The organism is Pseudomonas sp. FP1742, assembly GCF_030687145.1.
Classification (GTDB): Bacteria; Pseudomonadota; Gammaproteobacteria; order Pseudomonadales; family Pseudomonadaceae; genus Aquipseudomonas; species Aquipseudomonas frederiksbergensis_D.
The window spans coordinates 3,893,993-3,917,942 of record NZ_CP117460.1 but is presented as its reverse complement, the minus strand read 5'-3'; the positions used below and the strand labels follow the sequence as shown (position 1 = coordinate 3,917,942).

Here is a 23,950-nt window from a genome sequence, read left to right as displayed (position 1 = left end):
TTGTGTCAGTGGGTGTTTCGGAGCTGCAGGGACAAGGCGGATTTCAGGTGGGATGGTGTTTGGAGATATTTCGTTCAGAACGCGAAACACGAACACCCAAACGCCCCCCAGAACCCTTGGAAGTCACTGACCGGCGCCGACGATAACCGCGCCCGTTCGTGGCTGTGGGCATGCACCGCGCAAGCGCCCACACACTGGTGCGCTTGCGCGGTCATTGGCGCCAGGGGTTTCCAGTGCCCCGGTACATTCACCACGGGCGACCACTCAGGCACCACCGGGATTGGCGGTGGCCCCAGTTTTTCGAACTCGACGCTACCGTGGACGATCTTGCCGTCGACAATGGTCAGTACCGATTCGATCCACTTTATGGCTTCGTCTTCGATGTGAAAGTAATCCGCCGACAACGCAATCAGGTCCGCCAGTTGCCCGACCTTGATCTGGCCTTTCTTGCCTTGTTCGGAGGAAAACCAGGCGCTGCCGTGGGTAAAGAGTTCCAGTGCGGTATCGCGGCTCAAGCCCTGTGGGTACAGCTCCAGCCCGCCGACGGTGCGGCCGCTGACCAGCCAGTACAGCGAGGTCCAGGGGTTGTAGCTGGAGACGCGCGTGGCATCGGTGCCGGCGCCCACCGGCACGCCTTCGGCGAGCATGCGCGCGATCGGCGGTGTCGCTTCGGCGGCCTTCGCGCCGTAACGCTCGACGAAGTATTCGCCCTGGAACGCCATGCGGTCCTGAATCGCGATGCCACCGCCCAGGGCCTTGACCCGTTCGATGTTCCGGGGGGTGATGGTTTCGGCGTGATCGAAGAACCATGGCAAACCGTTGAATGGAATATCCCGGTTGACCTTCTCGAACACGTCGAGCATGCGGCTGATGGATTCGTTGTAGGTGGCGTGCAAACGGAAGGGCCAGCGCTGCTCCACCAGATGCCGCACCACCGGTTCCAGCTCCTGCTCCATGGTTTGCGGCAGGTCGGGGCGTGGTTCGAGGAAGTCTTCGAAATCCGCTGCCGAGAACACCAGCATTTCCCCGGCACCGTTGTGCCGCAGGAAGTCATCGCCCTGGCCGTAATGAGTGGTGCTGGTCCAGTTCTTGAAGTCGGTCAGTTCTTCCTTGGGCTTTTGGGTGAACAGGTTGTAGGCAATGCGTACCGTGAGCTGTTGTTCTTTGGCCAATTGCTGAATGACTTGATAGTCGTCCGGGTAGTTCTGATAACCGCCGCCGGCATCGATGGCGCTGGTGACGCCCAGTCGATTGAGTTCGCGCATGAACTGGCGGGTTGAATTGACCTGATATTCCAGTGGCAGCTTCGGCCCCTTGGCCAGGGTCGAGTAGAGGATCATCGCGTTGGGGCGGGCGATCAGCATGCCGGTGGGGTCGCCATTGGCATCGCGCTGGATCTCGCCGCCTGGTGGGTTCGGCGTGTCGCGGGTATAGCCGACCACTTTCAACGCGGCACGGTTGAGCAGGGCGCGATCATAGAGGTGCAGGACGAACACCGGAGTGTCCGGCGCGGCCTTGTTCAGTTCTTCAAGGGTCGGCATGCGTTTTTCGGCAAACTGGAACTCGTTCCAGCCACCGACCACCCGCACCCATTGCGGCGTCGGTGTGCGATCGGCCTGATCCTTGAGCATGCGCAAGGCATCGGCCAGGGATGGCACGCCTTCCCAGCGCAGTTCGAGGTTGTAATTGAGGCCGCCACGGATCAAGTGCAGGTGAGAGTCGTTGAGGCCGGGAATTACCGTGCGTCCATGCAGGTCAATGATTTGCGTGCCGGGGCCTTGCAGGGCCATGGCCTGGGCATCGCTGCCGACCACTACGAAATGCCCGTCCTTGATCGCGACGGCACTGGCCTGGGGTTTCTTGCGGTCGACGGTGTGCAGGCGTCCGTTGTATAGGATCAGGTCGGCTGGAGTTTCAGGCATGGTTTTGCTCCCTGCGGTTAGCGGGCTGATCCAGGCACCGATGGCGCCTGCCGACAGGCCTTGTAATACACGGCGGCGACTGAAGTCGTTGGGCTCCTCGGGTGGGCTCATGGCAGTGCTCTCCACACAGTTCTTTCATAAAAGAAGCGAGGGCAAACAGCCGATGTCTGACACATGCGGCCAGAAGGAATATAGACGGCATCCGCGCAGATAGCCGTTTTCCGAGGGCGAAAAACGACGAATCCCGCCACGAGGGGCGGGATTCGCTTGCTGCCAGACGTGCTCCCGAAGCTCGGGAGCGAGGTGCTTAGCCCGGGAACAGTTCCGACAGTTTCATGGCCAGCATCATGTCGCCTTCAGCGCGCAGTTTGCCGCCCATGAACGCTTGCATGCCGTCGGTCGAACCGTCGACGATGCCTTCCAGGGTTTCGCTGTCCATCACCAGAGTCACCTGGGCGTCCGGGTTTTCGCCTTCCAGCAATTCGCAGGTGCTGTTTTTGACGACTAGCGAGAAGTTCTTGGTGTCGTCGATGCGGAAACCGAAGACCAGGTCCAGACCGGCAGCGGCGGCAGGGTTGAACTTGGCTTTCATTGCTTGTACGACATCAGCTACGGAGGTCATGGTTCGATCCTTTCTTGGATAATAAGAGCTGGGTGATTACAGCCAGGGTCACAATAGTCCGGACTCAGCGAAACGTGATGAGTTCCGGGGCCTTCAGCAGTTGCAGGTGCGCATGACTGTTGAAGGAAGCCAGGGCCACCTCGCGACCACGAAACTTGAGCAGGTTGAGCGAGGTGTTGACGATTTGCCAGTTCAGTTCAAAAGCCTGCCTGGCAGGCATTTGCGTAATGAGGTGGAGCAGGGCGGTGATGGTGCCGCCGGAGGTGAATACGGCGATTTTCTGGGTGTTGTCGGCTTGTTCGAGTAATCGATGCAGACCGGCCTGTACGCGCTCGACGAAGCCCAGCCAGCTTTCCAGCCCCGGGGTGTCGTAGGTACCGGCGAGCCAGCGCTCGATGATCAGGGCGAAGATGCGCTGGAACTCGGCACGGTTTTGCGCGGCGTTGCGCAGGATGTCCAGCGCATCGGGCTCGTCTTCCAGCATGGCCGGCAGCAGGGCGCGGATCACCGCGTCGGCGTCGAATTCGTTGAAGGCGCAATCGATTTCCAGCGTCGGCACCGGCAAACCAACGGCGGCGTATTGTTCCAGCGCGCTGTTGGCCGTGTGTTGCTGACGGCGCAAGTCGCCCGACAGGCAGCGATCGAAGCTGACACCAAGTTCGGCCAGGTGCCGGCCGAGGACTTCCGCCTGACGAATACCGGTCGGCGACAGAACGTCATAATCGTCTGCACCAAAGGAGGCCTGGCCATGTCGAATCAAATAGATGCTGCCCACGTCCGCGTCATCCCGGTACGTTGAAGGTTTGGCGAGGTTATGGGGATGACGGTGAGCTGTCAATGAAAAAACATACGCTTGTTTGAAATGCCCGTTACAGGCCTGTTGCCAGAGGTTTCTCGACTGGTCCTCGGGCCGGCGCATGGGTATGCTGGAGGTGTCCCGCGCGTGTTTATGCCGCGCATCGTAGTGAAGGAGTCCCTGTGGAGCTTTTGTCCGAGTACGCCATTTTCCTGGCCAAGACTGTGACCCTGGTGATCGCCATTCTGGTGGTCCTGGCCAGTTTTGCGGCGTTGCGCAGCAAAGGTCGGCGCAAGTCGCCCGGCCAGCTGCAAGTCAGCAAACTCAATGATTTCTACAAAGGGCTGCGTGAACGCCTGGAGCAAACCTTGCTCGACAAGGACCAGCTCAAGGCCTTGCGCAAGTCCCAGGCGAAAACCGAGAAAAAGCAAAAGAAGAAACCCGAGGCCAAACCGCGGGTATTCGTGCTGGATTTCGACGGTGACATCAAGGCGTCAGCCACAGAAAGCCTGCGCCACGAAATCACCGCATTGCTGACCCTCGCCACACCCAAGGATGAAGTGGTGCTGCGCCTGGAAAGCGGCGGTGGCATGGTCCACAGCTATGGCCTGGCGTCTTCGCAACTGGCGCGGATCCGTGACGCCGGCGTGCCATTGACCGTATGTATCGACAAGGTGGCGGCCAGTGGTGGCTACATGATGGCGTGCATCGGCGAGAAGATTATCAGCGCACCGTTCGCGATTCTCGGCTCGATCGGCGTGGTGGCGCAGTTGCCCAACGTCAATCGCCTGCTGAAGAAACACGACATCGACTTCGAAGTGCTGACGGCGGGCGAGTACAAGCGCACCCTGACGGTGTTTGGCGAAAACACCGAGAAGGGCCGGGAGAAATTCCAGGAAGAACTGGACATTACCCACCAGTTGTTCAAGAACTTCGTTTCCCGCTATCGCCCGCAACTGGCTATCGACGAAGTCGCCACCGGGGAAATCTGGCTCGGTGTTTCGGCACTCGACAAGCAACTGGTGGACGAGCTCAAGACCAGCGACGAATACCTCGCTGAACGTGCCAAACAGTCCGAGCTCTATCACTTGCATTACGCCGAACGCAAAAGCCTGCAGGAACGCATTGGCATGGCGGCCAGCGGTTCGGTCGATCGCGTATTGCTGAGCTGGTGGAGCCGGTTGACCCAGCAACGCTTCTGGTAACCGTACAGGGCATCATCGTCAGTAAAAAACCGTGGATTGCCCACGGTTTTTTTTGCCCTGCAGAAGGTGTCCACGCTCCTTCCGAACATAACGAATTTTCCTAATGCCATTGTCGATCGGTCGCGCTTTCGTGAGGAGTCAGGTGGGGTAGGGTGACAGGCCTGAATTGACTGCAATGGATTGCACCATGAATGAGCTCCTTCACCACGTTGCCGCCCCACATCCGGCCCCATCGCTGCGAATGCGCGACGAACTGAAAGCTGCACTGGACATCGCTCTCCCCCAAACCCCCGGCCAGTTGGGCGAACGTCTGATCAAGGAAAAATGGGGGCAGGACATCGACCCGCAAACGACCTTGATGGTCACCCTCGATTACCACTACAAGGGCCACCCTGAAGCGAACGGTTTCCAGCAGGGCCAGGTGGCGAACTCGCGGTCGCTGCTGCAAGCGCTGCTTTCAAATTACCAGGCGGTTGGGGACGGGCGCTTTGCTGAAACCGCCTTTGGTCTGTACACACCGCCGGACGTCGGACCGGCGGTGCGGATTGTCGAGCATGTCGATGAGTTCGCCGATTACGGCAGCGGCAATCACGACACCTATGAAGGCATCTATCGACAAACGGCGCCGCAGACTTACGGCCCCGCCTCACAACTGAAGCTGAGGCCGGCCGATTTCAAGAAATGGGTCTGGGAGCTGGACTTCAAGCGCGTGTACGAGGCCTATCTTGATCAGGCCTGGCCCTCTGATGAGGTGCTCACTGCGTCCAGTCCGTACGCCTTGAGGACCTCGGTCAAAGCCGCGTTTGTGATGACGGCCTGGTTGCAGTTCAAGGAGCGTTGCCTGTCGCAAAAAGGACTTCAGCTCGCGATGGAGGCGGCCGGATTGCCATCCGGTCAGGCATGGGAAACGCTGACCATCGAGCAACTGCAAGCGGCGACGCGCACCCCTTTGTCCGTCAGGGCCGGCCGTTTGAAGCTATACCGTTACACCGCAACAGATATCTGGGCGTTCCGTGACACTGCCAATACCCGAGTGCTGCTGTACATCCCTGGCAATTCTTCCCCGCTGCACGAATTCACCGATGCCACTCAACTGCACCAATGGGTTGTCGCGCAGGGCAAGCTCAGCGAGACAAAACAGGCATTGGCCGCCCATTTTGCCGAAGATGATCGCCAGGACGGTACGTTTCATGCGGGTGTGCTGACGGCATTGGACGGCATGGCGCAGTACCCCGCGATGCATCGGCTGACCAACAACGCCGGTTTTTTCAATAACGACGGCTACTGGGACCCCGCCGATTACATTGGCTACGACAATCCGCCATCGGCGACCGATCCGTTTGCGCAACTGGTGCTGACGATGAAGCAGGCTGCCTGCGCGAGTATCGAAAGCATTCGTACTGATGCACAGGTCAATCGTGACAATTTAAGTGCGGTTGTCGAACCGGTGGTGCAATGGATCAACCGGTTCGGGCCATTGGCGTTATTCGTCCCGGGAGGCGAAGGCGTATTGGCGCTGGCCGGGCTTATTGACGCCGGTTACGGTCTTGATCAGGCGGTAAACGGTAAAACACCACGTGAACGGTCGGAGGGCGTGTCGCGCACCGTGTTCGGTTTGCTTAATGCGCTGCCGATCGGCGCACAGGCGGCGCTGAAGGATGAAACGGCCGTTGAGTCAGTGCACCCGTCTTCGGAAATCGCCGTTGCCCCGACGCCCGAGCCATCGGTTTCCATGCAGTCCTCCCGCGTGGCGCTGATCCGCGGAATCGGCCCGTCTGTGGCGTCTTTGAGCGATGAAGTCCTGGCGCAGATCGGCAAGGTCAGTGTGATTGACGATGACATGCTGCGACTGATGCAGGCGGGGCGTCCACCGACACCTTTACTGGCGGATACGATCAGTCGCTTCAAGATCGATCAGGATCTGGGGGCGGCCGGCACGCCTGAGCAATTCAACAGTAGCTACGCTGCACTTCAGCAGTCGGAACATGAATGGGTGCGACTGTTCCAGCAGCAATACCCGACGCTGCCCAAAGGTGCCATCGAACAAATGCTCGACCGCTATGGCGTGGACATCCGGCAAGCCCCCGATGTGACCGAGTTCAGGCAAGTGTTCACGCGTCTGGACAGCAAGGCGCGGCAATACCAGCAGCATGTGCGGCTCAATCGTGCTTATGAAGGTCTTTATCTGCGTTCGGTGGCGAGCCCGGACTCGGACATCCTGGCCTTGCATTCGCTGCAAAACCTGCCGGGCTGGCCGCGGAACCTGCGGATCGATGTTCTTGATCGGTCCGTCGCGGGGCGAGTGCTGGACCGCATTGGCGCGCAGGAGGCCGCGGATGTCCGGCGCCTGGTCAGAATCGGACACCACTATCTGCATCAGGGCTCGCCGACAGACTTTTATACGGCGCTTCTCGGTGTGTTGACGGACGACGACCGTTCAGCGCTGCACCTGACGTCGCCTGGTTCAGTCGACGAGCTACGACTGGCCATCAGCGACCAGGCGTTGCCCCGGTCACAAGTGATCCTCGGGCTGCAAAGAATGGACGGTGGGTTGCCGTTCGATGCCCACGGACTCAGCGGCGGCGGATTTCCGGGAACGCCCCAGGCCGAGGCCTTGACCCACGAGATGATGAGGATGCAGCTCAAGGAGGTTTATCCGGACTTCACCAACGCTCAGGCCGATGCGGTGCTTCAGCGGGAAGGTGCAGGGGCACAGGCACACATTGAATGGCTGAAGCAGCAACTGCAGCAACTCGACACCGACCTGACCGGCTACATAGATCAGGCGGCAGGTGACATCCATGAGATGGATATCGACTTTCTGGTCGCTGGCGAACCCGATGCGGCGGGGATGAACGCTGCGCAAATAGAAGCCTTTAACGTCCAGCTGCTTGCAACTGAAATGCAGTCCGAGCGAACGACCCGCACCGAGCTGGCGCAAGAGCTGATGGCCATTTGGCAACAGCGCAGGCCGCAGCAAGCTATTCTCTTGCCGGGAGAACAAATACGTGGCGTCAGGCTGGACCTCGACTTTGAAAACCACCACCGCTTGCCCGCGTTGAATGTTCGGCTCAATAACGTGATCGAGTTATCGATGCGTAGCTTTCACCTGACCGCGATAGAGAGTCTGGACGGGTTTCTCGAGAATTTTCCGAATCTTGAAACGCTGAACCTGGAAAATACCAACCTGAGTCAGTTCAACCCCGGAGGCGTCGCAGAATATGCATTGCCTCGTGCGATCAGCCGGATGCGACAGCTGGTTTCGCTGAACCTCAGGTCGACGAATCTGACGTTCAGTGAGCGCGCCGCTGCTCAACTGACGGATCTGACGCACTTGCAAGCGCTTGATTTGAGCGACAACCCGTTGAATGTTCCGCCTTTGGTGCAAGGAATGAACGACTTGCGCCAGCTCATCCTGAGAAACACCCGGATCAGCACCTGCCCGATAGGCATCCTGGATCAGCCTTATCTGATGACCCTGGACCTGCGTAATAACCACATCGCCCGCGTGCCACCGTCCGTGATGAACCAGGGAATCGCCATGGACCGTTTGCTGTTGCAGGGCAATCCGATGACGGATGAGGATACGTTGTTACGCCTCGTGGATCACCGACGGCGGACCGGGATCAACCTGTGGTTGAGCGAGCCTGGCGCAGGCTACGGCAACGTCAATGAATGGCTGCATGAAGTCGATGACGGGCAACGGGAAGCCCGGCGCTTGATCTGGCAGAGGCTGGCGGCGAGCCCGCAGGGTACTCGTTTGTTGAGATTCATCGACGGCATGAGCCTGACGGCGGATTTCCGCGTCGACTATCTGTCGCTGCAGGCGAGGGTGTGGCGGATGCTCGGTGAAGCCGACGCTTCAGTGGCATTGCAAACGCAGTTGGTTCAGGAGATTGAGGCGGCTCAGATCGATCCGGAAAACCCGTTTACGTTGTTCAAGGCACTTGAAGACCGGGCCCGGCTTTATCGGGACTGGGTGGCCATGGGACAGCCGTTTCCGATAGACGCACAGTAAAGGGAGAACCTTGAACCCCGGAAGGGGCTCAAGGTGAGACGATCAACGGCGACGGAACAGTGGCAGAGGTTCGTCGGTGGCGGCCTGATAGGTCACCGAGAAGTCCTTGAGACCCTCAAGGGCTTCGTACGGGTCTTTATCGGCGCGAATGGCAAACGCATCGAAACCGCAGCGATGCATGTAGAACAACTGGTCACGCAGCACATCACCGATTGCTCGCAGTTCGCCTTTGAAACCATAACGGTCTCGCAGCAGGCGAGCGTTGGAGTAGTTGCGCCCGTCGGTGAAAGCCGGGAAGTTCAAGGCGATAACCTGGAACTGTGCCACGTCGTCACCGATTTCTTCGGCTTCTTCATCGGCGTCCAGCCATACACCCAGGCCGCCGTCGCGGGCCTTGAGGGCGTGAGCGTGCTCGCGCCACAGGGCCAGCGGCACAATCAGGTCGTCGCAGTTGGAAATACCGTCGAGGGTCGCGTCCTTGGGCAGCAAGTGCCAGGTTTCGTCGACCACCTCGTTGTTTTTAATTATTCGCTGCATAGACGCGCTCCTTGAAGAGGTCGATGCCAATACGCTGATAGGTGTCGATGAAGCGCTCGTCTTCGGTACGTTGTTCGACGTACACGTCGATCAGCTTCTCGATCACATCAGGCATGGCTTCCTGGGCGAAGGACGGGCCGAGGATCTTGCCCAGGCTCGCATCGCGACTGGCACTGCCACCCAGGGACACCTGGTAGAACTCTTCGCCTTTCTTGTCCACCCCGAGAATGCCGATGTGGCCGACGTGGTGGTGACCGCAGGCGTTCATGCAACCGGAGATGTTCAGGTCCAGCTCGCCGATGTCGAACAGGTAGTCCAGGTCGTCGAAACGGCGCTGGATGGATTCGGCGATCGGGATCGACTTGGCGTTGGCCAGGGAGCAGAAATCGCCACCAGGGCAGCAGATGATGTCGGTCAGCAAACCGATGTTCGGCGTGGCGAAGCCTTGCTCGCGCAACTCGCCCCACATCGCGAACAGTTGGGACTGCTCAACGTCGGCCAGAATGATGTTCTGCTCGTGGGAGGTGCGCAGTTGACCGAAGCTGTAACGGTCGGCGAGGTCGGCAACGGCATCGAGCTGTTTGTCGGTAATGTCGCCCGGCGCAACACCGGTCGGTTTCAGGGACAGCGTCACGGCGACGTAACCTGGCTTTTTGTGGGCCAGGGTGTTGCGGACACGCCAGCGGGCGAAGCCCGGGTGTTGCTTGTCGAGGTCGGCCAGTTCGGCCGCCTGGTTTTCCAGGGCCTTGTAGTCCGGATCGACAAAGTGTTTGGCCACGCGATGCACTTCGGCCTCGGTCAACGTGGTCTGGCCACCGCGAAGGTGTTCCATTTCCGCGTCGACTTTTTGTGCGAACACTTCAGGTGTCAGGGCCTTGACCAGAATCTTGATCCGCGCCTTGTACTTGTTGTCACGACGGCCGTAGCGGTTGTAGACCCGCAGAATGGCGTCGAGGTAGCTCAACAGGTCCTGCCACGGCAGGAATTCGTTGATGAACGCGCCCACCACTGGAGTACGGCCCAGGCCGCCACCGACCAGCACACGGAAGCCCAGTTCGCCTGCGGCGTTGTGCACTGGCTCGAGGCCGATGTCATGGACTTCGATGGCCGCACGGTCGGACGTCGAACCGTTGATGGCAATTTTGAATTTACGCGGCAGGTAGGCGAATTCCGGGTGGAACGTGGTCCACTGACGGACGATTTCGCACCATGGCCGCGGGTCGATCAATTCGTCGGCGGCGACACCGGCGAACTGGTCGGTGGTGACGTTGCGCAGGCAGTTGCCGCTGGTCTGGATCGCGTGCATCTGCACGGTCGCCAGTTCCGCCAGGATGTCCGGGATGTCTTCCACGGCCGGCCAGTTGAACTGCACGTTCTGCCGGGTACTGATGTGGGCGTAGCCCTTGTCATAGTCGCGGGCAATCTTGGCCATCATTCGCGTCTGGCGCGAAGTGAGTTGGCCATAAGGCACCGCCACCCGCAGCATCGGGGCAAAACGCTGGATATAAAGGCCATTTTGCAGGCGCAGGGGGCGGAATTCTTCTTCGCTCAGCTCGCCTGCCAGATAGCGTCGGGTCTGATCACGGAACTGCTTGACGCGGTCCTCGATGATCCGCTGATCGTACTCGTCGTATACGTACATATAAGTCCTGTTCTCAGGCTTGGGCTGGTCGGATACAGCTGCGTGATCGCAAGCCTTCGTCCGATACTGCCTCGGCAATTCTGCGCGCACGGCCGCGCACTCCCAACGGAGCCGACGCAAGATACCAGTTTGCAGTTATGCGCAAAAGTGATGTTTGAGTATATGCAAAGAACCAAAACGACTAATGAAATTCATGGTTATAAAACCCACATTTGTGGTGCGGGCAATCATCGTCTTAACTGTGCTCGTGTCTTTATGCAATCACCGATAAAACCGACAAGAGGCGATGCAATGAGCAACCCAACCAAAGCAAGGAAAAGCGATAGCACGGTCGATGCCTGGGCGATTTTGTTCCTGATCATCCTGGTCGTGGGTACGGCGGTATTCTGGGTCAGCCATCAATAAACGACCCCGTCCGGGCCCGGCGCCGACAATTGTCGGACTAAAAGCCGGAATAAGCGCCGTTTCAAGGGACTTCGCTGGCTATAATGCGCCGCGGATTTTCGGGGGCTCGGGCGATCAATGTTGAAGTTCTTCTGCGGTGTAGTGCTGGCGCTTGGCGCGGTCCTGGGACCGTGTGCCCAGGCGGCGTCCGTATTGTTTCTCAATCCCGGGACCTCTCAAGAGACATTCTGGGTCAGTTACTCGCAGTTCATGCAGGCCGCGGCCAAGGACCTGGGCATGGATTTGCATATCCAATATGCCGAGCGAAACGCCGAGACCACACTCGAGCAGGCCCGCGAAGCGCTGCAAGGGCCGAGTCGGCCGGACTATCTGGTGTTCTCCAACGAACTGTATGTCGCCCCCGAAATCCTGCGCCTGGCTCAAGGCAGCGGCGTGAAGCTGTTTTTGGTCAACAACGGCCTGACCGCCGACCAGATGCGCCTGCTCGGCGCCCAGCCTGGCAAGTATCCCGACTGGCTGGGTAGCCTGGTGCCCAACAATGAGGAGGGCGGCTACCTGATGCTCAAGGAACTGATTCGCCTGCATGGCCCGGTCGCGCCTGGTGAGGTCATCGATCTGTTGGCCTTTTCCGGCCTGAAAATCACGCCCGCCGCGCAACAGCGTGAGCAGGGCATGATGCGGGCATTGGCCGAACACCCTGAAGTGCGGTTGCGCCAGTTGGTGTATGGCGGCTGGACCCGCGAACGCGCTTATGAGCAGGCCAGGTTATTGTTCAAGCGTTACCCGCAAACATCGCTGGTCTGGTCGGCCAACGATGAAATGGCTTTCGGCGCCATGCAGGCGTGCGCCGAAACGGGAGGTCAACCCGGCAAGGATGTGCTGTTCAGCGCCATCAACAATTCACCGGCCGCGTTGCAGGCGTTGTTGGAGGGGCGGCTCAGCGTGTTGTTGGGCGGGCACTTCACTCTGGGCGGTTGGGCTCTTGTGCAGTTGCATGACTACGACCAGGGGGTGGATGTCAGCCAGTACGGCGGGCGCGACCGGCAGATTCCGTTGTTGCAATTGATTGACCACGCGCAAGCCCGGCGACTGTTGGCCAAGAGTGCTACTCAGGATTACAGCGTGGATTTTAAAAAGCTCTCGGCCAAAGGGCGACCGACGTCGTATCGCTACCCGTTCAACTTGCAAACCCTGATGCACTGAGCCGGTTCAGATCCCGGCCAGGTGCAACACCAGTTTGACGATGCCAAATAGCGTCAACGCGAACACCGCCGTGAACAGAATCCCCAGAATCACGAAATGACTGGGCTTGCCGTGGGTGAAATCCCGAGCCCGGTTTTTCCCGCTCTGCACCCCAAAAGCCGCCGCCATGACGCTGTGCAGCATCTGCCAGAAGGTCGGTGGTTTGTTGTGATTATTGTTGTCGACTGGATCGTCCATAAATCCCCCGTCACGAATGTGTATAAGGCAAGCATAGACAATCTACGGTATGCACAAATCAAATGTGGGAGCGGCCTTGCTCGCGAAGAGGTCATAACAGTCGATATCAACGTTGACTGTCAGTCCGCTTTCGCGAGCAAGCCCGCTCCCACAGAGAGTCTTTGTTGGCCACGGAAATTGTGGCCAACAGGGCAGGGTTAGTTGTCGTAACCCAGGTTAGGCGCCAGCCAGCGCTCGGTCACGCTCAACTCCTGGCCTTTGCGCGAGGTGTAGCTCTGCACCTGATCCTTGTCGATCTTGCCCACGGCGAAATACTGCGCCTGCGGGTGAGCGAAGTACCAGCCGCTGACTGCCGCCGCCGGGAACATGGCGTAGTGCTCGGTGAGGAACACACCGCTGCGGCCGGCCTTGAGTTCTTCCGCTTCCGGGTCCAGCAACTTGAACAGCGTGGCTTTCTCGGTGTGATCCGGGCACGCCGGGTAACCGGGAGCCGGGCGGATGCCGGTGTATTGCTCTTTGATCAGCGCCTCGTTGTCCAGCGTCTCATCCTTGGCGTAACCCCAGTATTCTTTACGCACCTGCTGGTGCAGCCACTCGGCGCACGCCTCGGCCAGACGGTCGGCCAAGGCCTTGACCATGATCGAGTTGTAGTCGTCGCCCGCATCCTGATAAGCCTTGGCCACTTCTTCGGCGCCGATCCCGGCGGTGGTGATGAAACCACCCACGTAGTCGGTCACGCCGCTGTCCTTCGGCGCGACGAAGTCGGCGAGGGAGAAGTTCGGCTTGCCGTCGGTCTTGATGATCTGCTGGCGCAAGTGATGCAGCTTGGCCAATGGCTTGCCGTCATCGCCGTAGACTTCGATGTCATCGTCGCGCACCTGGTTGGCCGGCCAGAAACCGAACACCGCACGGGCGCTGATCAGCTTCTCGTCGATCAACTTGGCAAGCATTTCCTGGGCGTCGGCGTACAACGCGGTGGCGGCTTCACCGACCACTTCATCCTGCAGGATGCGCGGGAACTTGCCGGCCAGGTCCCAGGAGATGAAGAACGGTGTCCAGTCGATGTATTCGGCCAAAACCTTCAGGTCGATGTTGTCCAGCACCTTGGCGCCGGTGAACGTCGGCTTGACCGGTTCGTAGCTGCCCCAGTCGAACTGCGGCTTCTTGGCGATGGCCGCCGGGTAGCTCAGGCGCTCGGTGCGGGCGCTGCGGTTGGCGGTGCGCTCGCGAACGTCGATGTATTCCAGACGGGTCTTCTCGACGAAGCCGGCCTTCAGTTCCTTGGACAACAACTGCGTCGCCACGCCCACGGCGCGGGAGGCGTCGGTGACGTAGATCACCGCATCGTTGCTGTACTTGGGCTCGATCTTCACCGCCGTGTGCGCCTTGGAGGTGGTCGCGCCACCGATCATCAGCGGCAGATAGAAGTCCTGACGCTGCATCTCGCGGGCCACGTGAACCATTTCGTCCAGTGAAGGCGTGATCAGGCCGGACAGGCCGATGATGTCGCACTTCTCGTCTTTGGCGACTTGCAGGATCTTCTCCGCCGGCACCATCACGCCGAGGTCGACGATGTCATAGCCGTTACAGCCCAGCACTACGCCGACGATGTTCTTGCCGATGTCGTGCACGTCGCCCTTGACCGTGGCCATGAGGATCTTGCCCTTGGCTTCCGGCTTGTCGCCTTTTTCCAGTTCGATGAACGGAATCAAGTGAGCCACGGCCTGCTTCATCACGCGGGCGGACTTCACCACTTGCGGCAAGAACATTTTGCCGGCGCCGAACAGGTCGCCGACGATATTCATGCCGGCCATCAACGGGCCTTCGATGACTTCGATCGGGCGGGCGAACGACAGGCGCGATTCTTCGGTGTCTTCCACGATGTGGGTGGTAATGCCCTTGACCAGCGCATGCTCCAGACGCTTGTTGACGTCCCAGCCGCGCCACTCTTCGGTCTCGGCTTCCTTGACGCTGCCATCGCCCTTGTACTTGTCGGCTATGGCGAGGAGGGCGTCGGTGCCGTCCGGGGTGCGGTTGAGGATCACGTCTTCGACGGCGTCACGCAGTTCCACCGGGATCTGGTCGTAGATCTCCAGTTGGCCGGCGTTGACGATACCCATGGTCAGGCCGTTGCGGATCGCATACAGCAGGAACACCGAGTGGATTGCCTCGCGCACCGGGTTGTTGCCACGGAACGAGAACGACACGTTGGACACACCGCCGGAGGTCAGGGCGTAGGGCAGTTCGTCGCGGATGTAGGCGCAGGCGTTGATGAAGTCCACAGCGTAGTTGTTGTGTTCTTCGATGCCGGTGGCGACGGCGAAGATGTTCGGGTCGAAGATGATGTCTTCCGGCGGGAAGCCGACTTCGTTGACCAGAATGTCGTAGGAGCGTTTGCAGATTTCCTTCTTGCGCGCTTCGGTGTCGGCCTGGCCGGCTTCATCGAAGGCCATCACCACCACCGCGGCGCCGTAGCGTTTGCACAGTTTGGCGTGATGAATGAACTGCTCGACACCTTCCTTCATGCTGATGGAGTTGACGATGCCCTTGCCCTGAATGCACTTGAGGCCGGCTTCGATCACTTCCCACTTGGAGGAGTCGATCATGATCGGCACGCGGGAGATGTCCGGTTCACCGGCAATCAGATTGAGGAAGGTCACCATGGCCTTCTTCGAATCGAGCATCCCTTCGTCCATGTTGATGTCGATCACCTGAGCGCCGGCTTCGACCTGTTGCAGCGCGACTTCCAGGGCCTCGGTGTAGTTGTCTTCACGGATCAGGCGGGCGAATTTGGCGGAACCGGTAATGTTGGTCCGCTCACCGACGTTGACGAACAGCGAGCTGCGATCGATGGTGAACGGTTCCAGGCCCGACAGGCGGCAGGCCTTGGGAATGTCCGGGATTTCACGCGGGGCGTAACCGGCTACCGCTTTGGCGATGGCTTCGATGTGGCCCGGCGTGGTGCCGCAGCAGCCGCCGACGATGTTCAGAAAGCCGCTTTGGGCGAATTCTTCGATAACCTTGGCAGTTTCCGCCGGCAGTTCGTCGTACTCGCCGAATTCGTTCGGCAGGCCGGCGTTCGGGTGCGCCGACACGTGGGTGCTGGCCTTGTTCGACAGCTCTTCCAGGTACGGGCGCAGTTCGCGGGCGCCGAGGGCGCAGTTCAGGCCGACGGAAATCGGCTTGGCATGGGCCACGGAGTTCCAGAACGCTTCGGTGGTCTGGCCGGAGAGGGTGCGACCGGAAGCGTCGGTGATGGTGCCGGAAATCATGATCGGCAGTTCGACACCCAATTCTTCGTAAACCCCTTGCACGGCGAAGATCGCGGCTTTGGCGTTCAGGGTGTCGAAAATGGTTTCGATCAGGATCAGGTCGGCACCGCCTTCGATCAGGCCTTTGGTGGCCTCGGTGTAGTTTTCCACCAGTTCATCGAAGGTCACGTTGCGGTAGCCGGGGTTGTTCACGTCAGGCGACAGCGAGCAGGTACGGCTGGTCGGGCCGAGCACGCCGGCGACGAAGCGCGGCTTGTCCGGGTTCTCGAGGGTTTTCGCATCGGCAATCTTGCGGGCCAGGCGTGCGCCTTCTACGTTCAGTTCGTAGGCCAGTTCTTCCATGCCGTAATCGGCCATGGAAATCCGGGTGGCGTTGAAGGTGTTGGTTTCCAGAATGTCGGCGCCGGCATCCAGGTAGGCTTTCTCGATGCCACCAATCACGTCTGGGCGGGTCAGCACCAACAGGTCGTTATTGCCTTTGACATCGCTCGGCCAGTCGGCAAAGCGTTTGCCACGGTAATCCTGTTCCTCGAGCTTGTAGCTCTGGATCATTGTCCCCATGCCGCCGTCGAGAATCAGGATGCGCTCTTTGAGGGCGTGCTTGAGAGCTTGAAGGCGAACGCTGCGATCGGACATTTGGACTACTCGGTAAGGCCATGACGAAGGGCCGGGATAATAACAAACCTGTGTGCTTTTGGAGCATATGCCGGTTTTGCATGAATATCGTTCATGTTGGTGCGCAGGCCAGACCGGTAGAATCGCGGCGTTTTCTCATGATCAGGACCAGGGATATGTCGTATCGCGTCGTCACCAGCCTATTGATACTGTTTTTAAGTGGGGGCGCCGCTGCGCAAGGTCCGGACATCTCCTACGTTCGCGACATTCAACCGATCTTCACCGAAAAGTGCGTGGCCTGCCATGCCTGCTACGACTCCGCCTGTCAGCTCAACCTGGGCAGCGGCGAAGGGGCGGCCCGAGGCGCAACGAAGGCGCCAGTCTATGACGGCGAACGCAGCAAGGCAGCCGCGCCGACCCGGTTGTTTTATGACGCCTTCGGCAAGCGTGCCTGGCAGCAAAAGGGCTTCTATTCGGTGCTCGACGCCCAAGGCAGTCAGGCGGCGCTGATGGCGCGGATGCTTGAACTAGGCCATAGAACGCCGTTACAACCCAACGCCAAATTGCCGGAAGAGATCGTCCTGGGCCTGAACCGGGAAAACCAGTGCGCCATGCCGGCGGAGTTCAGCGATTACGCCAGCTCTCATCCGAAAGAGGGCATGCCGCTGGCGGTCACCGGCCTGACCGATCAGCAATACCAGACGCTGCAACGCTGGCTGGCCTCCGGCGCGCCGATCGACCAGCAGGGCCTGGTGCCCAGCGCCAGGGAAGCCTTGCAAGTGGTGCAGTGGGAAAACCTGCTCAATGCGCCGGGTGCCCGGGAGAGCCTGGTCGGGCGCTGGCTGTTCGAGCACTGGTTCTTGGCCCATATCTATTTCAAGGACGGCGAGCCGGGGCATTTCTTTCAGTGGGTACGTTCGCGCACGCCGACGGGCCAGCCCATCGATTTGATCAATACGCGCCGTCCGAATGACGATCCAGGCACTCAGGTCTATTACCGTCTGTGGCCGGTGCAAGGCGTGATCGTGCACAAGACCCACATCACCTACCCGCTGAGCGCGGCGAAGATGGCGCGGATCAAGAGCCTGTTTTACAACGGTAACTGGCAGGTCAACGCGTTACCGGGCTACGGGCCGGAGCGGCGGGCCAATCCGTTTGCCACGTTCGAAGCGATCCCGGCCCAGGCGCGTTACCAGTTCATGCTCGATAACGCCGAATACTTCGTGCGTACCTTTATTCGCGGCCCGGTCTGCCGGGGCCAGATCGCCACCGACGTGATTCGCGACAATTTCTGGGCACTGTTCCAGGCCCCGGAGCATGACCTTTACATCACCGACCCGAAATATCGCGGCCAGGCCACGCCGTTGCTGGCGATGCCGGGGCAGAACGATGACGTCGGCAGTGTCCTGAGCCTGTGGCACGACTACCGCAACAAACGCAACGAATACGAAGCCCTGCGCCGGGACAGCTATGCTGACTTGCCGGCGCCGAGCTGGTCGACCCTATGGGCCGGCAATGACAATGCGCTGCTGAGTATTTTCCGGCATTTCGACAGCGCCTCGGTGAACAAAGGCCTGATCGGTGATGTTCCGCAAACCATTTGGCTGTTCGATTACCCGTTGCTGGAACGCACGTATTACCAGTTGGCGGTCAACTTCGATGTGTTCGGCAACGTGTCCCATCAGGCCCAGACCCGGCTGTACTTCGACCTGATCCGCAACGGCGCCGAGCAGAACTTCCTGCGCCTGATGCCGGCCAGCTCACGGGACGGCTACCTTGACGATTGGTACCAGAACAGCGGCAAGTTCAAGATGTGGCTGGACTACGAATACATCGACAATGACAAACCGACAGCCCTGACGCTGGATGAAAACGACCCGAAACGCGATTTCGCCTTGCAGTTGCTGTCCCGTTACGGCGAACTCAACGCCAGGCCCGATCCGATCAACCGCTGCGACGGCGCTTACTGCTCGCGGCCGAACATCGATCCGGCGCTGCAGAACGCCGAGCAGGCCCTGAGCCGCCTGACTTCGCGCCCGGCCGCCGGTTTGAAGGTCATCGATCAATTGCCGGAAGCCACGATGTTGCGCATCGAGACCCCAAGCGGCACGCGCGAGGTCTACAGCCTGCTGCGCAACCGGGCCCACAGCAACGTGGCGTTCCTGCTCGGGGAGTCGCTGCGCTATCAGCCGGGGCTGGACACGTTGACCATTTATCCGGGTGTGCTCAGCAGTTACCCGAACTTCATGTTCAACATCCCGGCCGGGCAAGTGCCTGCGTTCGTCAACGAAATGGAAAGCGCCAAGGACGCTGCCAGCTTCGAGAAAATCGTCGAACGCTGGGGCATTCGCCGCAGTCATCCGCAGTTCTGGCAGTATTTCCATGACCTGAGCCGCTACATTCACGACACCGACCCGGTGGAAGAGGGCGTGCTGGACATGAATCGCTACGAGAATCTCTAAAATGCCTGCAATCCAGTGTGGGAGCGGGCTTGCTCGCGAAAGCGGTGTATCAGGCAATATCAATATTGACTGTGCCGCCGCCTTCGCGAGCAAGCCCGCTCCCACATTGGATCTGTTGCGCTTTCCCGACAAAAATACTAGGACTTTGTGCGGCGCGTCGATTGGCGTAAACTGCGTCCAAGCCTGCGAGGAGTTTCCATGACCGCTATTACCATTACCGACGCCGCCCACGATTATTTGGCTGATCTGCTGTCCAAGCAGAACACCCCGGGTATCGGCATCCGCGTCTTCATCACCCAGCCTGGCACCCAGTACGCCGAAACCTGCATTGCCTACTGCAAGCCGGGCGAAGAAAAACCTGAAGACACGTCGCTGGGGCTCAAGAGCTTCACCGCTTACATCGACTCGTTCAGCGAAGCGTTTCTGGACGATGCGGTTGTCGACTACGCCACCGACCGCATGGGCGGCCAGCTGACCATCAAGGCGCCAAACGCCAAAGTCCCGATGGTCAACGCCGACAGCCCGGTCAACGAGCGCATCAACTATTACCTGCAAACCGAAATCAACCCGGGGCTGGCCAGCCACGGCGGTCAGGTCAGCCTGATCGATGTGGTCGAAGACGGTATTGCCGTGCTGAAGTTCGGCGGCGGTTGCCAGGGCTGCGGCCAGGCAGACGTCACCCTGAAGGAAGGCATCGAACGCACCTTGCTCGAGCGCATTCCCGAGCTCAAGGGTGTTCGTGACGTGACCGACCACACGCAGAAAGAAAACGCCTACTACTAAGGTGTTCGCTGCAGAAACGAAAAAACGGCACCCGTGAGTGCCGTTTTTTATGGGTGAAATTCACTGACGCCTTCGCGAGCAAGCCCGCTCCCACATTGGATCTGCGGCTGAAACAGATTTTGTGTCCAGCGACAATCCCCTGTGGGAGCGGGCTTGCTCGCGAAGGGGCCCTATGGGCGATACAAATGCGCATGCCCCGCGCGATACAGCGACGACTCGCTGAAGTGATCGCTGCCCAGCACCCGACCCACCAAAATCAGCGCCGTGCGGCGAAAGCCCTTGGCTTGAACCTTCTGCGCAATGTCCGCAAGCGTCCCCACCACCCAATCCTGATCCGGCCAGGTCGCCCGGTGAATCACCGCGATCGGGCAATCGGCGCCGTAATGCGGCAGCAATTCGGCAAGGATCTTCTCCAAATGATTGACCCCCAAGTGGATCGCCATGGTCGCCCCGTGTTGCGCCAGGCTGCCCAGCTCTTCACCGGCGGGCATCGCGGTCTTGTCGGCGTAGCGGGTCAGAATCACGCTCTGTGACACGTCCGGCAGGGTCAGTTCAGCACCCAACAGGGCCGCGCAGGCGGCAGTGGCGGTGACACCGGGGATGATTTCGAAAGGAATGTCGAGCTCACGCAGGTAGCGAATCTGCTCGCCAATCGCGCCATACAGGCTTGGATCGCCGGAGTGCACCCGGGCCACGTCCTGGCCATTGGCATGGGCGGTCTTGATCAGCTCGACGATCTGTTCCAGGTGCAGTTCGGCGCTGTTGACCACCTGTTCGGCCCGGTGGCCTTCCAGCACGGCGGCGGGGACCAGGGAGCCGGCATAGATGATGACCGGGCAGCTACGAATCAGCCGCTGGCCTTTGACGGTGATCAGTTCCGGGTCGCCGGGGCCGGCGCCAATGAAATAGACGGTCATCGTCGTTTCCTGTCAGAAAAAGGGCCTGGGCACACTTCAGATGAAGAATGCTCATGATCGAAGGTGGGGATTATCGGGGATTTTACGCGGCGCTGGCCAATGCCAGGGTGGCCTGGGCGTATTTTTGTCGTGGAATCAGCAACTTTGCCGGTGCCTGGGCCAATTGTTCGGCCAGTGCCAGCGCGGCACTTTCCGCTATGCCGTAACAGCCGGTGCGCTCGAACGCGATGTCCGAGTGGTGGCTGAGTTGCGGTTCATAACCGGCCAATTGTTCGCTGCTGAAATACATCAACGGCAATGCCAGCTGTTCGGCCAGTTCGATCAGGGCAGGCTCTTCGCGCTTCAGGTCGATGCTGGCCAGGGCCTTGATCTCACGAAGCTCGATTTGATGGGCCTGTAACGCCTGATCGAGCAGCGCCCGCAGCGTGCTGACGGGGCAGCCGCGCTGGCAGCCCAGGCCGACCACCAGGGTCGGCGCTGTGCCGTTTTCAGTCATGCGCTGTAATGTCCATCGCTTTTGCGGCGGAACAACCAGGCGCTGATCAGGCCCAGGGCCAGCCAGAACGCCACGTTGGTCAGCTGCGAAGCGATCTTGAATTGCGTTTCCAGAGCTTCCGGAGCCAGCATCGAATGGACTTGCGGTTGTGGTGCGCCAATCACATGCGGCACGGCCAGGATCGCCACGCCGAGCGCTTTCATCAGCCAGTGACGGCTGAACACGATCAACGCGATGCCGACGGCCGTGGACGCGGCAGTGCCTATCCACCAGATTTGCCGTTGCGCCAGATCAGCCGCGGCAGTGCCCGGCAGCTCAGGCGGCAGGCCGAGAGTCGGAGCCAGTACGAACGTCGCATAACCGGCCAGGCCCCAGAGCAGGCCCTGAGAGGTTCTGGTCGGTGCGCGCAGAGTGTAGAGACCCGCAAGCATCAGGGCGAAACCGACAGCCACCACCAGGTTGCCGCCGGTAGTGGACAGCACGCGCTGCCAGCCGTCTTCCGGCTCCCAGGCTTCGGCATCGTGGGTATGAGCCGCAGCACCTGCGGCGTGTTCGTGAACTTCAACAACGGCCGGCTCGGATTTTTCGTAGGTCTCGGCCTGCAGAATCAGCGGGGCGACCCAGAAGCTTTGCAGCAGGGTCAATAGCAGCGCGGCCAGCAGCCCGGTGAAACCTGCGGTTTGCGCAATACGCTTGATCATGTCAACAGGTCTCAATGGCACGGAAACGCGGAGCTGTGACGGGTGTCGTGCGCGGCGTTGTGTACCGCTGCGATGTGCGAGAAACCGGCGAAATACACAAGGCTGGCGCCAAGGATCGACGCACACACGGCGGCGGTCAGGCGTTGAGTCAGGGTTGTGGTGGTGCTGGCTGTGGCGTGGCCGGTAGTGCTGATGATCGACATGGCGCTTCCCTCTGGTCTGTCAGCGGGTGAATAGAGCGCATGAGAACCTCCGCACGCCGGGGCACGCAGAAATTTCGAACAGCGCCCGCCCACCGCGGGTTTGTTATTCAGTGAAGGTAAAACTCACTTGCTGTTGCGGGCCGGTCTCCGGGCTCGCGAGGGGCAGGGCTTGTGCCGAAACCTGCAAGCATCACCTTCCCATGCCGGATGACCGGCACAGTGGATCTGACGCTTCACTCGCTTACCGTTGCGGGGGCAGCACCGGACTGACATGGCTTTAGAGTAAAGCACATGATTCACCGGTTTCCCGTTTCACCCTGTGAAAGGCACCCGTAACAAGGCGTGTAGGAGAGCATGGGCGAGGGTTGGGCGTCAATTGGCAAGGGTTCTCACTTGGATACCGAGTCGCTCCTTTCGCGAGCAAGCCCGCTCCCACAGGGGAACGCATTTCAAATGTGGGAGCGGGCTTGCTCACGAAGGCGTCGTCTCAGGCGCCAGAGAACTCAGGTGGACATTGACCCGCCCCCACACGATGCGTAGCCTTGCGCTTTCGAGGTTCTTCGGCGTTTGCCGAAGCTAAGAAGGGAACGCGGTCGATGCCGCGGCTGCCCCCGCAACTGTGAACGGTGATGTTCGCTGCCACGCCACTGCAAACCCTGATCCATCAGGCTCGCGGGAAGGCGCAGCAAACGCCAGTCCAACGATTGGCACACCGTCAGCCAGGAGACCTGCCTCGACACAGATTCTCACTTTCAACCGGGCGGGGTGATCCGGTGGCGAACTCTTCAGGCACGCGCCCCCGCGTTGCCGGTCGTCGTCCCGTATGCCCGCCACCTTGCCAAAGGGCATCCGATGAAAACACTGGCCAAACTCCCCGTCACCATCGTTACCGGCTTCCTCGGCTCGGGCAAAACCACCTTGCTGCGGCACATGCTCGACAACGCCCAGGGCCGTCGCATCGCGGTGATCGTCAACGAGTTCGGCGAGCTGGGCATCGATGGCGAGATCCTCAAGCAGTGCTCCATCGGCTGCACCGAAGAAGAGGCCAGCGGTCGTGTCTATGAACTGGCCAACGGCTGCCTGTGCTGCACCGTTCAGGAAGAGTTCTTCCCGGTGATGCGCGAACTCGTCGCGCGTCGCGGCGACCTCGACCACATTCTCATCGAAACCTCGGGCCTGGCCCTGCCAAAGCCTTTGGTTCAAGCCTTCCAGTGGCCGGAAATCCGCAGTGCCTGCACCGTTGACGCGGTGATCACCGTGGTCGACAGCCCGGCCGTGGCCGCCGGCACTTTCGCCGCGTTCCCGGATCAAGTGGACGCCCAGCGCAAACTCGACCCGAACCTGGACCACGAATCGCCGCTGCACGAGCTGTTCGCCGACCAACTGGCCAGCGCCGACCTGGTAATCCTCAACAAGGCTGACCTGATCAGCGCCACGGACCTGGCCCGCGTGCGCCTGGAAGTCGCCGAAGAGCTGCCGCCGGCGGTAAAAGTCATCGAGGCCAGCAGCGGTCGCCTGCCACTGGACGTGCTGATTGGCCTCGGCGCCGGTTCCGAAGAACACATCGACAGCCGCCACAGTCATCACGATCATCACCATGAAGGTGAAGACGATCATGACCACGATGCATTCGATTCCATCTCCATTGAGCTGCCACAAGCCGACGAAAGCCTGCTGATGGATGCGCTGACTCAATTGGTGGTTCAGCACGGCATCCTGCGGGTCAAAGGTTTTGCGGCGGTGCCGAACAAACCGATGCGCCTGTTGATTCAGGGCGTGGGCACGCGGTTCGACAAACACTTCGACCGCCAGTGGGGCGCCGAAGAGGCGCGCAACACCCGTCTGGTGTTGATCGGTCAGGATCTGGACGCCGCTGCGCTCGAAGCGCAATTGCGCGCTGCGCTCAGCGTTTAA

General features: G+C 60.1%; 17 protein-coding genes and 2 riboswitches. Of the genes, 6 read left to right on the top strand and 11 right to left on the bottom strand.

Annotated elements, in window-relative coordinates; all coding sequences use genetic code 11:
- Window positions 1-74 precede the first annotated feature (74 nt).
- The 3 genes from PSH64_RS17285 to PSH64_RS17275 all read right to left on the bottom strand — a co-directional run bounded on the left by PSH64_RS17285 (window position 75) and on the right by PSH64_RS17275 (window position 3,319).
- Window positions 75-1,922: an amidohydrolase gene (locus tag PSH64_RS17285; RefSeq protein ID WP_305481178.1), complete on the bottom strand. Its 1,848-nt coding sequence runs from the start codon at window positions 1,920-1,922 to the stop codon at window positions 75-77.
- A gap of 307 nt (window positions 1,923-2,229) precedes the next feature.
- Complete coding sequence (locus tag PSH64_RS17280; RefSeq protein ID WP_105341217.1) at window positions 2,230-2,544, bottom strand: SCP2 sterol-binding domain-containing protein; 315 nt, start codon at window positions 2,542-2,544, stop codon at window positions 2,230-2,232.
- 64 nt (window positions 2,545-2,608) lie between these two features.
- A complete protein-coding gene (locus PSH64_RS17275; protein WP_105341215.1) occupies window positions 2,609-3,319 on the bottom strand; it encodes a histidine phosphatase family protein in 711 nt (236 codons plus the stop codon).
- A 203-nt stretch (window positions 3,320-3,522) separates the two neighbouring features.
- Between PSH64_RS17275 and sohB the strand changes: the two genes are divergently transcribed.
- Window positions 3,523-4,545, top strand: coding sequence for a protease SohB (sohB, locus tag PSH64_RS17270; protein ID WP_105341213.1), 1,023 nt, complete (start codon window positions 3,523-3,525; stop codon window positions 4,543-4,545).
- Window positions 4,546-4,732: 187 nt separating this feature from the next.
- On the top strand, window positions 4,733-8,563 hold the full coding sequence (locus PSH64_RS17265; RefSeq protein ID WP_305477927.1) for a dermonecrotic toxin domain-containing protein: 3,831 nt from the start codon (window positions 4,733-4,735) through the stop codon (window positions 8,561-8,563).
- A gap of 42 nt (window positions 8,564-8,605) precedes the next feature.
- On the opposite strand, the gene PSH64_RS17260 is transcribed toward PSH64_RS17265, so the two are convergent.
- Complete coding sequence (locus tag PSH64_RS17260; RefSeq protein WP_105341208.1) at window positions 8,606-9,100, bottom strand: DUF934 domain-containing protein; 495 nt, start codon at window positions 9,098-9,100, stop codon at window positions 8,606-8,608.
- Window positions 9,084-10,742 (bottom strand): nitrite/sulfite reductase, encoded by a 1,659-nt coding sequence (locus PSH64_RS17255; RefSeq protein WP_305477926.1) that lies wholly within the window; start codon window positions 10,740-10,742, stop codon window positions 9,084-9,086. The genes PSH64_RS17260 and PSH64_RS17255 overlap by 17 nt, the downstream gene beginning before the upstream one ends.
- Window positions 10,743-11,264: 522 nt before the next feature.
- Here PSH64_RS17255 and PSH64_RS17250 point away from each other — a divergent pair.
- Window positions 11,265-12,350, top strand: a complete 1,086-nt coding sequence (locus tag PSH64_RS17250; protein WP_305477925.1) for an ABC transporter substrate-binding protein — start codon at window positions 11,265-11,267, stop codon at window positions 12,348-12,350.
- Between the two features lie 6 nt (window positions 12,351-12,356).
- On the opposite strand, the gene PSH64_RS17245 is transcribed toward PSH64_RS17250, so the two are convergent.
- Entirely contained in the window at window positions 12,357-12,587 is a 231-nt protein-coding gene (locus PSH64_RS17245; protein WP_105341202.1) for a DUF2970 domain-containing protein, read from the bottom strand.
- A gap of 197 nt (window positions 12,588-12,784) precedes the next feature.
- On the bottom strand, window positions 12,785-16,495 hold the full coding sequence (gene metH, locus PSH64_RS17240) for a methionine synthase (RefSeq protein WP_305477924.1): 3,711 nt from the start codon (window positions 16,493-16,495) through the stop codon (window positions 12,785-12,787).
- Window positions 16,496-16,650: 155 nt separating this feature from the next.
- Here metH and PSH64_RS17235 point away from each other — a divergent pair, with 155 nt between their 5' ends.
- Together PSH64_RS17235 and nfuA are read left to right on the top strand one after the other, a co-directional pair.
- Window positions 16,651-18,936 (top strand): fatty acid cis/trans isomerase, encoded by a 2,286-nt coding sequence (locus tag PSH64_RS17235; protein WP_305477923.1) that lies wholly within the window; start codon window positions 16,651-16,653, stop codon window positions 18,934-18,936.
- A gap of 198 nt (window positions 18,937-19,134) precedes the next feature.
- Window positions 19,135-19,719, top strand: a complete 585-nt coding sequence (gene nfuA / locus PSH64_RS17230) for a Fe-S biogenesis protein NfuA (RefSeq protein ID WP_305477922.1) — start codon at window positions 19,135-19,137, stop codon at window positions 19,717-19,719.
- A gap of 170 nt (window positions 19,720-19,889) precedes the next feature.
- On the opposite strand, the gene cobM is transcribed toward nfuA, so the two are convergent.
- From cobM to PSH64_RS17210, 4 genes are all read right to left on the bottom strand, one after another.
- The gene (gene cobM, locus PSH64_RS17225; protein WP_105341192.1) at window positions 19,890-20,636 is read right to left on the bottom strand and encodes a precorrin-4 C(11)-methyltransferase; all 747 of its coding nucleotides are present in this window, start codon (window positions 20,634-20,636) and stop codon (window positions 19,890-19,892) included.
- Between the two features lie 82 nt (window positions 20,637-20,718).
- Entirely contained in the window at window positions 20,719-21,132 is a 414-nt protein-coding gene (locus PSH64_RS17220) for a cobalamin biosynthesis protein (RefSeq protein WP_105341189.1), read from the bottom strand.
- A complete protein-coding gene (locus PSH64_RS17215; RefSeq protein ID WP_305477921.1) occupies window positions 21,129-21,833 on the bottom strand; it encodes a CbtA family protein in 705 nt (234 codons plus the stop codon). Before PSH64_RS17215 ends, PSH64_RS17220 begins: the two co-directional genes overlap by 4 nt.
- An 11-nt stretch (window positions 21,834-21,844) precedes the next feature.
- Window positions 21,845-22,036 (bottom strand): CbtB-domain containing protein, encoded by a 192-nt coding sequence (locus PSH64_RS17210; protein ID WP_105341184.1) that lies wholly within the window; start codon window positions 22,034-22,036, stop codon window positions 21,845-21,847.
- A gap of 120 nt (window positions 22,037-22,156) precedes the next feature.
- A riboswitch (cobalamin riboswitch) is annotated at window positions 22,157-22,385 on the bottom strand.
- A gap of 187 nt (window positions 22,386-22,572) precedes the next feature.
- A riboswitch (cobalamin riboswitch) is annotated at window positions 22,573-22,787 on the top strand.
- 101 nt (window positions 22,788-22,888) lie between these two features.
- Between PSH64_RS17210 and cobW the strand changes: the two genes are divergently transcribed.
- Window positions 22,889-23,950 carry a cobalamin biosynthesis protein CobW gene (gene cobW, locus PSH64_RS17205; protein ID WP_105341181.1) on the top strand — a complete coding sequence of 354 codons (1,062 nt, stop codon included), beginning with the start codon at window positions 22,889-22,891 and terminating at the stop codon, window positions 23,948-23,950.

Coding starts and splice junctions, on each gene's coding strand:
- PSH64_RS17285 (WP_305481178.1), bottom strand. CDS start 1,922: ATGCCTGAAACTCCAGCCGACCTGATCCTATACAACGGACGCCTGCAC.
- PSH64_RS17255 (WP_305477926.1), bottom strand. CDS start 10,742: ATGTACGTATACGACGAGTACGATCAGCGGATCATCGAGGACCGCGTC.
- PSH64_RS17265 (WP_305477927.1), top strand. CDS start 4,733: ATGAATGAGCTCCTTCACCACGTTGCCGCCCCACATCCGGCCCCATCG.
- PSH64_RS17235 (WP_305477923.1), top strand. CDS start 16,651: ATGTCGTATCGCGTCGTCACCAGCCTATTGATACTGTTTTTAAGTGGG.
- PSH64_RS17215 (WP_305477921.1), bottom strand. CDS start 21,833: ATGATCAAGCGTATTGCGCAAACCGCAGGTTTCACCGGGCTGCTGGCC.
- nfuA (WP_305477922.1), top strand. CDS start 19,135: ATGACCGCTATTACCATTACCGACGCCGCCCACGATTATTTGGCTGAT.
- PSH64_RS17260 (WP_105341208.1), bottom strand. CDS start 9,100: ATGCAGCGAATAATTAAAAACAACGAGGTGGTCGACGAAACCTGGCAC.
- PSH64_RS17250 (WP_305477925.1), top strand. CDS start 11,265: ATGTTGAAGTTCTTCTGCGGTGTAGTGCTGGCGCTTGGCGCGGTCCTG.
- cobW (WP_105341181.1), top strand. CDS start 22,889: ATGAAAACACTGGCCAAACTCCCCGTCACCATCGTTACCGGCTTCCTC.
- PSH64_RS17210 (WP_105341184.1), bottom strand. CDS start 22,036: ATGTCGATCATCAGCACTACCGGCCACGCCACAGCCAGCACCACCACA.
- PSH64_RS17220 (WP_105341189.1), bottom strand. CDS start 21,132: ATGACTGAAAACGGCACAGCGCCGACCCTGGTGGTCGGCCTGGGCTGC.
- PSH64_RS17245 (WP_105341202.1), bottom strand. CDS start 12,587: ATGGACGATCCAGTCGACAACAATAATCACAACAAACCACCGACCTTC.
- cobM (WP_105341192.1), bottom strand. CDS start 20,636: ATGACCGTCTATTTCATTGGCGCCGGCCCCGGCGACCCGGAACTGATC.
- PSH64_RS17280 (WP_105341217.1), bottom strand. CDS start 2,544: ATGACCTCCGTAGCTGATGTCGTACAAGCAATGAAAGCCAAGTTCAAC.
- metH (WP_305477924.1), bottom strand. CDS start 16,495: ATGTCCGATCGCAGCGTTCGCCTTCAAGCTCTCAAGCACGCCCTCAAA.